The 12330-nt window shown below is 38.6% G+C and carries 7 protein-coding genes; 4 read left to right on the top strand and 3 right to left on the bottom strand.

Annotation, left to right across the window (positions count from 1 at the left end):
- Window positions 1-16: 16 nt before the first annotated feature.
- Window positions 17-2797 (bottom strand): DUF4961 domain-containing protein, encoded by a 2781-nt coding sequence (locus tag HMJ38_RS04270; protein WP_194973129.1) that lies wholly within the window; start codon window positions 2795-2797, stop codon window positions 17-19.
- Window positions 2798-2898: 101 nt separating this feature from the next.
- Window positions 2899-3966, bottom strand: coding sequence for a SusE domain-containing protein (locus tag HMJ38_RS04265; protein WP_194973128.1), 1068 nt, complete (start codon window positions 3964-3966; stop codon window positions 2899-2901).
- Window positions 3967-4316: 350 nt separating this feature from the next.
- On the opposite strand from HMJ38_RS04265, the gene HMJ38_RS04260 reads away from it, so the two are divergent.
- From HMJ38_RS04260 to HMJ38_RS04245, 4 genes are all read left to right on the top strand, one after another.
- A complete protein-coding gene (locus HMJ38_RS04260; protein WP_194973127.1) occupies window positions 4317-5348 on the top strand; it encodes a LacI family DNA-binding transcriptional regulator in 1032 nt (343 codons plus the stop codon).
- A 212-nt stretch (window positions 5349-5560) separates the two neighbouring features.
- Window positions 5561-7993, top strand: a complete 2433-nt coding sequence (locus HMJ38_RS04255) for a glycoside hydrolase family 31 protein (RefSeq protein ID WP_194973126.1) — start codon at window positions 5561-5563, stop codon at window positions 7991-7993.
- Window positions 7994-8033: 40 nt separating this feature from the next.
- The gene (locus HMJ38_RS04250) at window positions 8034-9368 is read left to right on the top strand and encodes an MFS transporter (RefSeq protein WP_194973125.1); all 1335 of its coding nucleotides are present in this window, start codon (window positions 8034-8036) and stop codon (window positions 9366-9368) included.
- A gap of 145 nt (window positions 9369-9513) precedes the next feature.
- On the top strand, window positions 9514-10386 hold the full coding sequence (locus HMJ38_RS04245) for a substrate-binding domain-containing protein (RefSeq protein ID WP_194973124.1): 873 nt from the start codon (window positions 9514-9516) through the stop codon (window positions 10384-10386).
- On the opposite strand, the gene HMJ38_RS04240 is transcribed toward HMJ38_RS04245, so the two are convergent.
- Window positions 10358-12313 carry a sensor histidine kinase gene (locus HMJ38_RS04240; protein WP_194973123.1) on the bottom strand — a complete coding sequence of 652 codons (1956 nt, stop codon included), beginning with the start codon at window positions 12311-12313 and terminating at the stop codon, window positions 10358-10360. The genes HMJ38_RS04245 and HMJ38_RS04240 overlap by 29 nt on opposite strands.
- Between the last annotated feature and the right edge of the window lie 17 nt (window positions 12314-12330).

Genomic DNA, 12330 nt, shown 5'->3' with positions numbered 1-12330 from the left:
TATCAAAAATGATTGATTATTGTTTTATGAACCGTTTTCTAAGAACTTGACGGTTGTCATTAATCTCAAAGATATAAAGACCTGCGTTAAAATCCTTGATATCCACTTGCAAAATATTATCAGAGACGATATGACTTCCTTCTTTCAAAACTGAACCTTTCATATCTATAATCCTGTATTTTAATTGATTAACTATTTTGGGAGCCTCTATATTTATCCTGTCATTTGCTGGAACAGGATATATCTTAAATCCAGATAAGTCCACATCTTCAGGTCCTATTGACGTAATTGGATCTTCTAAAATATCTCCTTCAGGCATCGGAAGTTTTTGATTGGTAAACAACAAATACTGATTTGCCCTTAACCTGAAAGTTCTGGAGTTGCCCGTAATATTGATTTCCTCTCCTGTAAAATAATTATACCATGTACCCTGAGTAGGAAAACTGAGAGTCGCATTATTGATATCAGTCAGCCCAAAATTCCCATGAAGAATCACCTGTAAATCTCCATCAATCAATCTGATGGACTTTAAAGGCTGTGCCAAATTTAAAATGGCATTCTCAGGTTTATTGAATGCATTATGATTCTTTTTCAGATCAATCATTGCCCTGTAAAGATTGAATAACCTGATTCTTTCCGGATCTTCAAGATAATTCCATCTAGTAGGTTTGATGCCCAGCCTGTCATTGTTCAGCTCCAGATCATACCCAAATTCTTCAAACTGCCAAATCATCTTGGGACCCGGGATCGAAAAAAAGAAGGCCGCCATCAACTGATTTCTATTGACGGCATTTCTTAATTGTCTCAGGTTGACAGGTGAAGTTTGGCCCCAAGTCAGCGTTTCCCACATGGTCCTTTCCTCATCATGACTTTCCATGTAGCTGACCAGATTATTTTTGGCCCATCCCCGTGTTTGGTAATAGCCCCAATCAAAATTTCTTGAATTACCTTTTGCCATTTCCCGGAAATCAAAATTAAGGTTACCCCAAAACATCATGCCGTAGTCGGCTAATTCTCTTTCTTCGGTATTATCAGCAAAATGCTCTAGAATGATGTAGGCATCGGGATGATTCTCTTTGATGCGATCATGAATATTTTTCCAGATATCAATTCTTGATTGGTCCCTCTGACCCCAAAGACCAACATTGTCGCCTGAATTGACTTGCGTGAATCCTTTACTCAGGTCAAATCTATAACCATCAACCTTGTATTCAGTCAACCAATAATTATTGACTGAATCAACAAAAGCTTTGGTGTAAGCACTTTCATGATTGAAGTCGTATCCAACGTTGAAAGGGTGTCGAGCAATCCTATTAAGCCAAGGATTATCAGGGGTAGGAGCTCCATAATCCCCTTCATTATAAAGTCTGACAAATGGATTTTGGCCAAAGGCATGATTGAGAACCATATCCAAAATAACCACCATATCTCTTTTGTGCGCTTCATCTATCAGCTCCTTCAAATGGTTTTTTGGGCCATAGAATTTGTCCACTGCAAAAAAGAATGAGGGATTGTAACCCCATGAGAGATTGCCTTCAAATTCTTTGATGGGCATCAATTCTATGGCATTGATGCCTAAATCTTTTAAATAATCCAATCTTTCTGTTACTGCCTTGAAAGTCCTGCGGTCATCAAAATCCCTGACCAATAATTCATAAACTACCAATTCCTCCGGAGCAGGTTTTTCGTAATCTGTATGTTGCCATTGGTATTCTTCTTGGGCTGTCTGTAAAAAAGTTGCCTGAAACTCTGTCTTCCCATCAGGATAAGGTTTCAATCCGGGATACCTGTTTTGTTGGATGATTTCCCCATCATGGAATGGATCAGAAACTTTATCTGCATAAGGATCGCCTATTCGTATACTACCATCAATCAAATATTGAAAAATATACTCCTGACCGGGGATTAGTCCTGTTAACCTATACCAAAAAAATTCCCCATCTAAAGTTTGATTCATTTGATAGGTTTGCAATACCTTCCAATCATTGAAATCCCCGATTACAAAAGCATTTTTTTTCATTGGGGCTTCAAGAACCAACACTACTTCAGTATCCGATATATAATTGATACCTTTTAGGACCCCCTGTGGCAAGGGCTGTTTTGGGCTTGGACCCACGACGGTAATGATTAGTTCGGCAGTAACTTCTTCTCCTGCTTTTTCGGCCTTAGCCTCAACATTAAAAGCCCCTTCAGTTAGTGCTTGAAAAGTATAGTTTAATTCATCAATATTTGAAGAAGAATTGACTACTGAACCATTGATGGAAATACTCAGGTCAGCAAGCTCAGAAGAAACAATGGAAATATCCTGAGAGTCCCCGACTTCCAAAAGCATTGATGAATTTGTAGGGTTGGTAAAGGTGACCTGAAAGCCTTGGCTAAGGTCTACAAAAATATCCTGATTGGTGTCAGATTTGCCTTCCAAAGATCCATTTGCGTTTCTGAACACCATTCCCAATCTATAAATGGTTTGGCCTGAAGAAACATTGAACAATTCATTAGGAATCAATTCCCATTCCCAAATATTGTCTGCAACCTTGGTCATTTGTGCATCTGGATTGGCAGTCCCCCAGTCAAATGGCACTATGGCCCAAGATGTAGATGTTGGACCTGCTATGACTGCCCCGATATGAATATAAACCGGATCTACGCCTTGAAGCCCAGAGGTCCCTTTGGTAGCATCATAAGTGATTTTGATATTTTGGTCAGCGCGAGGGAAACTTGGGACAGATGTTACTTGTCCAAATACTGAAACTGCTGAAGCCAAAAAAATAAGCGTAGTTAGTAATTTGTTTAGCATTTGAGAATTTTTGTTAGCCGTTTTGAAGATAAAGCTAAAGTAATGTAACAACAAAAAGGCTACTTGATCAAGTAGCCTTTTTGCTAAAACCAATATTCATTCTATTGAATTAAAATATAACTTCCATCTAAAGAATTGAACCATATCGTGTAGGTTCCTGCTTCTTCAACTGGGATGTTTGGACCATCCTGAGTGCCTATACCACTGATAGCAGTATCTGCTCCCCAGTTTACAGTCCAAGCGTCATTGGCTCTGAATTTCAACTCGCCGGGGGTGAGGTTTGCAGTAATCGTCCAGATATTTCCGTCAAATGTTGATTTGGTCATGGCTGTACTTCCATCCCAGCCTCCAGGAGTGGCGTCACCAATAATACCCACAGTGGCAAAGTCAGTACCAGCACCATCTGTGAAAGGTTCGATTGAGAATGTATTGGCGTCAAGATCCATGGTAAAAGTATAAATACCAGCGGATGGTATCGTGAACACTTCAGGATCAGATCCTCCTCCATCATTTACTGCTATGGTAGAACCATCATTGGTGCCATATTGTGGCTGCCACTCTCCTAATCTTCCTAGCACTTTAAATCCACCAGGATTGAAAAAGCCTGTATAAACATAAAGATCAGTATTCACGGGATCTCTGAACAATGCAGGGTTATTGTTGTCATTGCTCCATCCGGGAGCAGTAGCTTCACCGACAAGGAAGAGGTTTCTTAGTATTACAGCATCAGCATAGGTTGTAATCGCTATTGAAGCTGGCGCTCCAAAAAGGTCAGAAATATTCCTAGGTGTTACCGCTTTTACCCGGAATTCCATGTTTCCAGTTTCGCCTGCTACAATTCCTTTAGAAATGGCTCTTCTGTTTAATTCAGCTACTTCGACCAATATCGTAGTACTTGTATTTGAACCCAGGTCAATCGGAGCGGCGAAATCGTTACCAGGTCTATCCATCTGTAAGACATAGGTTACTTCTGTAGAGATACCAAAATCGGCAGGACTGACCTCAAATGCGATGGATTCCTCAGCTTCATCTTCCGTTAAAACTATAGGAGATGTTGATAATACCGAAGATGTTGTTTGGGAAATAATTGGTGGTGGGGCTATTTCACCACATGACCAGATTAATGGGAGCAAAAATGCTACCCAAAGGATTTTAGAAAATTTTCTCATAGGTAATTGTTTTGGTATTTATTGTTTTCAAATATTATAGATTTAATTATATTTAAAATAAGTATTTTCCATAAATAAGTGATTTAGTCTAATACATGAGATCACGATATGGAAAAACTTTTATCAAATATTACACAAACAAAAAGGTTATAGCAAGTATTTCACATAACTTTCGTTCAATAAAAACGGTGCAAACGTCGCCGCAATCGTTTGCAGTAGGAAAAAAAATTGAATAGATTTTGTGTATATTAGAATCAAAAAAATGAATTACCTGCTATTATTTATGGCATTTTCTTCAATCAACTAACAAACGGTATCAATAATATCAATCTTAGAAAAATTTAATTTTTATGAAATTAGGACAAGCCACAATTAAAGACATTGCCAGAGAACTCAATGTCTCCTCATCCACTGTTTCAAGAGCACTGAAGGATTACCCGGGTATCAGTGATGAAACAAAAAGAAAAGTCAAAGAATTAGCAGATAAATTGAATTATAGGCCCAATGCTGTGGCATTAAGTTTGAGGAAAAGCAAATCATTTACAATTGGTGTCATCATTCCTGAAGTCGTACATTTTTTCTTTTCTACTGTGATCAGTGGAATTGAGGAAGTGGCATTTGCCAATGGATACAATGTGATTTTGTGTCAAACCAACGAAAAACTGAGTCGTGAGCAAAGCAGCATTGAAACCATGTTATCCAATCAGATAGATGGATTTTTGGTGAGTTTTTCAAGAGAAACTACTGATTTCACACATTTCAAAAAATTACTTGACTTGGGATTTCCAATTGTGTTCTTTGATAGAATGCCTGATCTGGAAAATACAGTAAATGTTACAGTAAATGATTATCAAGGAGCCTACGATGCAGTCAATCACCTTGTAGAGCAAGGCTATAAAAAAATAGCACACCTTTCAGGCCCACAAAACCTGGCCATCAGCAAAAAAAGAAAAGAAGGGTATCTTGATGCATTAAAAAATGCCGGTATTAAACCTCGCCCTGATTGGATCATTGAATGTCCTTTCGGAACAGAAAAGGAAAGTTATGATATTACCAGTAAGTTATTCTCCAATTCAGTTGATCTCCCTGATGCTATTTTTGCGCATCATGATATTGTTGCTGCCGGCGCAATGATGGCTTTGAAAAATTTAGGGCTAAGAATTCCGGAAGATGTTGGCATAGTAGGTTATTCCAATTGGCAATTCTCCTCCATGATCGATCCACCATTATCAACAGTATCCCAGCCAGGATTTAAGATTGGTGAACAATCGTCAAAGCTTCTGTTAGAAATGATCAATATCAAAAAAGACCAATCATGGGATTCGAAGAATATTGTTTTAGACACAGAATTGCTGGTTAGGAAGTCTTCTGTCAGAATCTAGCGATTTTTTTTTAGTCTGTTCCATTTTTTTGTGCAAACGTTTGAATTTAACTGTTTGACACAAAACCCGCATTTATACGGTCCAAATCCTTCTTTGAACCATAAGATTCCAACATAAGTACATTTCATACTTAAATAATCCTTCCTAAATTGACCCGACAAGCCACGCGAATGCTGAGAATTTATTTACCTTTTCAATCAAAATAAAGCCTAATGACCTCCCTTACAAAAAGTACAAAAAATTTCAGAAATCTTGGAATTGGTGAAGTAATATCATGGAGCGAAAAGAACGACGGAATCAAAGGTGAGACCTCATCCGCAAGATTTGAACTTACCGTCTTCGATGAGCACACCATCAGGGTCCAAATCAGTCAAAATGATTCCTTTTTTCCAAATCCCTACAGTACAGTCAATACACCCAAAGGCGTTTTTTCAAACATCGAAGAAAATGATAGCAGACAAGTCTGGATAAAAACTTCAAAAATCCATCTTTGTGTCAACCTTTCTCCATTTTTTCTGACTTTCCAAACTCCAAAAGGTGAAATCATCAATCAGGATGATCCCGCATTTGCAGTTTCATGGCTTGGAACGGAAGTGACCAATTATAAAAAGGTTCAGAAAAATGAGAAGTTTATCGGTCTAGGCGAAAAAACAGGTAACCTTGACCGAGCCGGCAAGGCATATACAAACTGGAACACAGATTATTTTGCCTATGGTGTAGAAGATGATCCTTTGTATATGAGTATTCCATTCTATATAGGTATCCACAATCAACTTGCTTATGGGATATTTTTTGACAATACCCACAAGAGCGTTTTCAATTTCGGAGCTTCAAACAACCGATTTGTATACTATTCAGGAGAAGATGGTGATATGGATTATTATTTTTTCCATGATGATTCGGTAGGCAAAATCATCAGTGCATACAGTGACCTGACAGGAAAAATGGAGATGCCCCCGCTTTGGTCATTAGGTTATCAGCAATGTCGATATTCCTATTATCCTGATTCTGAAATCACGACATTGGCTCAGACCTTCAGGGATAAAGACATGCCTGCTGATGTTATTTACCTTGATATTCACCACATGGAAAAATACAAGGTTTTCACATTTGATGGTCAAAAATTTCCTGATCCAAAAAGTATGATCAGGACTTTGAAAGAAAAGGGGTTTAAAGTGGTGGTGATCATGGACCCCGGCATTAAAACTGACAAAGGTTACCTTCCCTATGATGAAGGAAAAGAACAAGATCATTTTGTAAAATACCCGGATGGACAGATTTATGAAGGTCAAGTTTGGCCGGGATGGTGTGCATTCCCGGATTTCACCAAACCAGAAACACGTCAATGGTGGGCGGAAAAAATGGCTTTTTATAATGAAGCTGGAGTTGACGGCTATTGGACAGATATGAATGAGCCTGCCTCATGGGGGCAATTCACTCCAAACCTGATTGACTTTAACTATGAAGGTGAGATGGTAAGTCATCGGAAAGCCAGAAATATATATGGATTTCAGATGGCAAGAAGTGCCATGGAAGGAAGTCTGTTACAAAGGCCCCAAGAAAGACCTTTTGTTTTAACAAGATCAGGTTTTTCAGGAATTCAACGCTATGCAGCTGCATGGACGGGAGACAACGTTGCCAATGAAGACCATATGATGGCAGGAATCAGATTGGTCAATAGTCTGGGGATTAGCGGAGTGGCTTTTGCAGGATATGATGTGGGTGGTTTTGCAGGAGAAGCTACGAAATCTCTTTTTGCTAGATGGATGAGTATTGCTGTATTTTCCCCATTGTTCAGGGCACATTCCATGATCAATAGTAGTGATGCGGAGCCTTGGGCTTTTGGGGAGGAAGTGGAAGAAATCTCCAGAAACTACATGAAATTAAGGTATAAATTACTGCCTACGATATACAGTAGCTTCTATCAAAGTACTAAAACTGGGCTTCCCTTATCAAAAAGTCTTGCTATCGATTATCCTCACGACAACAAAATATACCTTACAGAATTTCAAAACCAATACATTTTTTGTGACAAAATTCTGGTCGCTCCCGTCAAGAGTACCAAAGAGATCACTAAAGTCTTTCTTCCGGAAGGAGATTGGTACTACATGTACAATAGTCAAAAACATCACGGACATCAGATCATTTATCAGGATTGTCCTTTGAATTACCTTCCTGTGTATATTAAAGCGGGATCTATTTTGGCCTTACAGTCAGATGTGTCCCATACGGGAGAGGCAAATGATGAGACATTGTACTTACACATCTACAAAGGAAATGACAAATCAGTCCATATACATTACGAAGATGATGGTATCAGTCATGATTACAAAGATCATGGGTATTTCAAACGAGAAATTGAATGGGATTCTTCTGCTGAGAGATTAACATTTAAAAAGCCTCAAGGAGAATTCCAAAGTAAATACAAAAAGATAAAGCTATACCTTCATGGAAACCAAAAAGTGGGTAATGCAAAGATTGGAGAAATGACTTTGACTCCTAAATACGAAAATGTTGCATTTCTTGGAAAACTGACGGAATTTGATCCTTTGCCTGAACATGACCATCCTTACCATGAAATCAAAGCTGCTCCGAGTTTTGTAATTGAGCATTCAATGGAAGATTTTTCCATAGATTTTATTTAAATATCCATGATTGAATTTAAATCAATAGCTACCCAAAATAATGCAGGCAATAAAACAAAAACCAAGGCTTAGTTTTTGGCAGATCTGGAATATGAGTTTCGGATTTCTTGGAATCCAATTTGGATTTGCCCTTCAAGGTGGTTTCATGTCGAGAATTTTCCAAACTCTGGGCGCTGAAAAAGATGCGATCCCTTTGCTATGGATTGCAGCTCCCTTGACAGGTCTCATCATTCAGCCAATTGTTGGGTATTTGAGTGACAGAACTTGGCATTATAAATTTGGGCGAAGAAGGCCTTATTTCCTAATTGGGGCCATTTTGAGTACCTGCGCCTTGTTTTTTGCACCTTACTCCAGTGCCCTTTGGATGGCTGCAGGTTCACTTTGGATATTGGATGCTTCCATCAATATCAGTATGGAGCCATTCCGGGCACTTGTTGCAGATAAATTACCGGACAGCCAAAGATCCTACGGTTTTGTTGTCCAAACTCTCATTATTGGTATAGGCACATGGGTAGCTAGTAACCTGCCATGGATGATGACCCAAGTGGGTATCCCAAATACTGCTGCACCGGGTGTGGTTCCTGACTCTGTAAAATATGCTTTTGCCATTGGGGCAGTTGTACTTTTTAGTTCTATTTTATATACCATACTTACCACAGATGAATATCCACCCGAGGATTTAAAAGCTTTTGAAAAAGAAAAGGAAGAAAACAAAGGGTTTTGGAACGGCTTCAAAGAAATTTTCAGAAATATAGCTGGTATGCCGAATGTGATGAAAAAGCTGGGTGTGGTTCAGTTTTTTTCTTGGTTTGCTTTTTTCACCATGTGGAGTTTCGCGACTCCGGCAATTACAGAACATATTTTCAAAGCTACTGACACCTCCTCTTTGGCCTACAATAATGCCGCGGACAGTGTGGGGAACTACTTAGGCACTTATGGGCTAATCTCCATGTTCTATGCCCTGATATTGGCTTTTGTGACAAGCAAAATAAAGATCAACAGAAAATTGGTCCACATGCTAAGTCTCATAGCAGGAGGTTGCGGTTTTATCTTGATTTATTTTATTTCGGAACCTTGGATGCTTCATTTATGCTTTGCTTTGGTCGGTATCGCTTGGGCAAGTATATTGTCCATGCCCTACGCCATGCTTTCGAGTTCGGTCAACCCAAAACAAATGGGAGTTTATATGGGAATATTCAATATGTTTATCGTCATTCCCCAAATCGTTGCTGCCTTGGGTGGTATCAATGTGATGTATAAATTTTTGTTTGGAGAAGAAGTGATTTATACCATGGTGCTTGCAGGCACGTCTCTAATTGTTGCCGGTTTTGCTAACCTCTTGATCACAGATAGAAATGCTACTCATGATGGGTAGAGGTAGTCGCAGTGTTCAGTAGGCAGTCGCAATAGACAGTTTTCAGTGGGCAGTTGCAGTGTGGTAGTAGGAAGTATCAGATTTATTAGGCACTCTATGTGTTCAGTCGCAGTAGGCAGTGGGCAGTTGATCGAAAGAAACAAAAATGGAAAAAATTAGAATCACCGGAGTTCCGGAACATTTCAATTATCCTTGGATCAAGGTGATCGAGTCTCAACCTTTTCTCCAAGAAGGCATCGAATTGGAATGGATCAATGAACCTAAGGGCTCGGGAGCAATGAATAAGGCATTGCGCAGCGGAGAAACAGATCTTGCGATTGTTTTGACAGAAAGCTTTATTAAAGATAAGATAGAAGGAAATCCAGGTTTAATTATTGGATTACACGTTGCTTCTCCCTTGATTTGGGGTATTCATATACCGGGTAATTCATCGGTCGATTCGGTTCATCAACTGAAAAACCATCATTTTATAATCAGCCGCTATGGTTCAGGATCCCATTTAATGGCTTTCTTATTAGCAAAAAGAGAAAACTGGAGTCCTGAAAATTTGAAATTTGAAGTTGTAGGTGATCTTCAAGGTGCCAAGACTGCATTGAGTGGCGTAGAACCAAAGATTTTTTTATGGGAAAAATATACCACGAAACCACTTGTTGACAGTGGTGTATTCAAAAGAATAGGTGAAGTACCTACACCATGGCCTTGCTTTTCCATCGTTGCACATCCATTAACTTTGGATAAACTTCAAGGGACAATTGAGGTATTAAGAAACCTTGTCTACGACATGTCTGCTGAACTATCCATAAAAGATGACTATGCAAAGCAATTGAGCAAGTATTACAAAATACAAGAGGAAGATATCAAAGCTTGGCTGAATCAGACTCAGTGGTCAACAGATAACAATATTTCCTTTAAAATGCTCGAGAAAACAATGAGGGTTTTATTGGAACTTGGCTTGATTGATCAACTTTTTAATCCCGAAGATCTTTTGTTTAGACCAATGCTTTCTCTTGTTGAATAATGATTCGCTGAAGATGAACGATTGCCGTCGTCCCTTCTCCTTTTTTACTTGTGATAATCAATTTTCCACCCATCAGATTCAAAAACTCCTTACAGAGATTCAGTCCTAAACCCGTTCCTTTTTCTTTTTCTGTGCCAGCACTGGACTCCAATAGGGAAACCTGATCATTGAGGATGGTTTTCAATTGAATTTCACTCATGCCCAAGCCAAAATCCTGTACTACCAATTTTAAAAATTCATCTTCACTGATGGTATAAATGTCTATTTTAGATCCCTTATTGGAAAATTTGATTGCATTGCTCACCAGATTTCTTACCACGATTTGCAAAAGATCCTTGTCCACCAAAGCCTTCTCTTCATGGCCTATATTCAAATTGATGGTTATCTCCTTTGAAATGGCCTGATGTTGCAACAAATCCAAACACGGCCTGATAACTTTTCCCAAGTTAGTTGGTGACAATTGGACATTGAATCCTTCCATTTGGGATTTGGACCAGCTGAGGATATTGTCCATTGTTTCAAAAAGTCCATCCACATTTCTTTTTAAGATATGAGAAACTCCCTCAAACTCCTCTTTTGTAAGACCTTGGGAATGCATAAGGTCCAGAACGCCTTTTAATTGTGCTACAGGACTCTTGAGATCATGTCCCAAAATAGAAAGCAACCTGTTCTTCATTTTATTAGACTCATAGAGTTCTTGGGATTTGGACTCCAATTCCTTTTTTTGGAGTTCTGTTATCGCTTTTTTATGGGTCAGTCTGTCATTTGCGTTCTTGAGCTTTTTATTGAAAATGTACAACCATGTCAACAAAAACAAACACAATACAACAAACCCAGAAGCTACAAATACCGTCCTTCTCACACTTCGGATTTCAAGTTCTTTGAGGGAGTTTTCAATTTTAAGATAATTGATTTCTGCATCTGATTTTTCAACTTCAAACATGGCCTGTAACAATGACATTCTATCCTCATCTATTTGTTCCTCCATACTATCTTTTAATTCTGAGAAAGCCTTGTGATACTGATAGGCGCGTGTTATATCCCCCATGGAATGATAGACTGTGGCAAGAACCTGATAAGTACTGACCAATTCTTCCTGAAAACCATTTTGTTCAGAAATTTTTATTCCTCTTTCCAAGTATTCAAGTGCTTTAGGTATGTTCCCGGAAAGGAAATATGCTTTACCCAATCGATGAAAAATCGATGCTTCATAGGTCTTTAGCCTTTGATGGGAAGCAACTCCTAGTGCAGATTCATATATCTGTATAGCTGTGTCCAACTCGTTTTTTGCTAGAAAAACATCTCCGATTACCCTATTTGTAAAACTGGTGAAATACATTAACCCCTCTTTCTCATTGACCTCTAAAGCAGTATTTGCAAAATAAAGTGCAGAGTCCAATTCACCAACCTTTGAAAAGTTAAGGGCTAGATTATTCAAACTCCTGATGGTCAGAAAATGATCATCAATTTCAAGGGCAATTTCATATGCCTCGCGAAAGTTTTTAATGGCTTCTAAAAAATTTTTTCTTTGATAGTAAAGTGCTCCTAAATTATTAAGGGCCATTCCTATTTCTAATTTATCATTGGATTGCATTCCTATCAGATAAGCATCTTTGGAATACTTAAATGCCTTATCCCATATTCCCAAACGGTAATATATCCAACCAAGGTTTCCTTTTGCTCTCCCAAGTTCAAGACTATCTCCTAATTGAAGGGCTAATTCTTCTGCTTGAATTCCCCATTTCAATCCCTGTTGTGTATCCTTTTCCCTGATCAGAAGTGTAAACTTATTGAGGGTTCTGAGCTTTTCTGAATCATTAGTCTCCATCAGAACAACCTTTTTTAAGCTATCTACCTCCAATAATTGAGCAAATAGCTTAAATGTGATTCCGAAACTGACGATACAAAAAAGTACAATTTTTTTCATAGGTATTAATGTACTGG

The organism is Aquiflexum lacus (assembly GCF_015476655.1).
Classification (GTDB): domain Bacteria; phylum Bacteroidota; class Bacteroidia; order Cytophagales; family Cyclobacteriaceae; genus Aquiflexum; species Aquiflexum lacus.
Note: the sequence above shows the minus strand (reverse complement) of the source record. Positions and strands in the feature narration are given on the sequence as shown.

Excerpts from the sequence above, each read along its gene's own strand:
- HMJ38_RS04270 (WP_194973129.1), bottom strand. The coding sequence starts at position 2,797 with ATGCTAAACAAATTACTAACTACGCTTATTTTTTTGGCTTCAGCAGTT.
- HMJ38_RS04265 (WP_194973128.1), bottom strand. The coding sequence starts at position 3,966 with ATGAGAAAATTTTCTAAAATCCTTTGGGTAGCATTTTTGCTCCCATTA.
- HMJ38_RS04260 (WP_194973127.1), top strand. The coding sequence starts at position 4,317 with ATGAAATTAGGACAAGCCACAATTAAAGACATTGCCAGAGAACTCAAT.
- HMJ38_RS04255 (WP_194973126.1), top strand. The coding sequence starts at position 5,561 with ATGACCTCCCTTACAAAAAGTACAAAAAATTTCAGAAATCTTGGAATT.
- HMJ38_RS04250 (WP_194973125.1), top strand. The coding sequence starts at position 8,034 with ATGCAGGCAATAAAACAAAAACCAAGGCTTAGTTTTTGGCAGATCTGG.
- HMJ38_RS04245 (WP_194973124.1), top strand. The coding sequence starts at position 9,514 with ATGGAAAAAATTAGAATCACCGGAGTTCCGGAACATTTCAATTATCCT.
- HMJ38_RS04240 (WP_194973123.1), bottom strand. The coding sequence starts at position 12,313 with ATGAAAAAAATTGTACTTTTTTGTATCGTCAGTTTCGGAATCACATTT.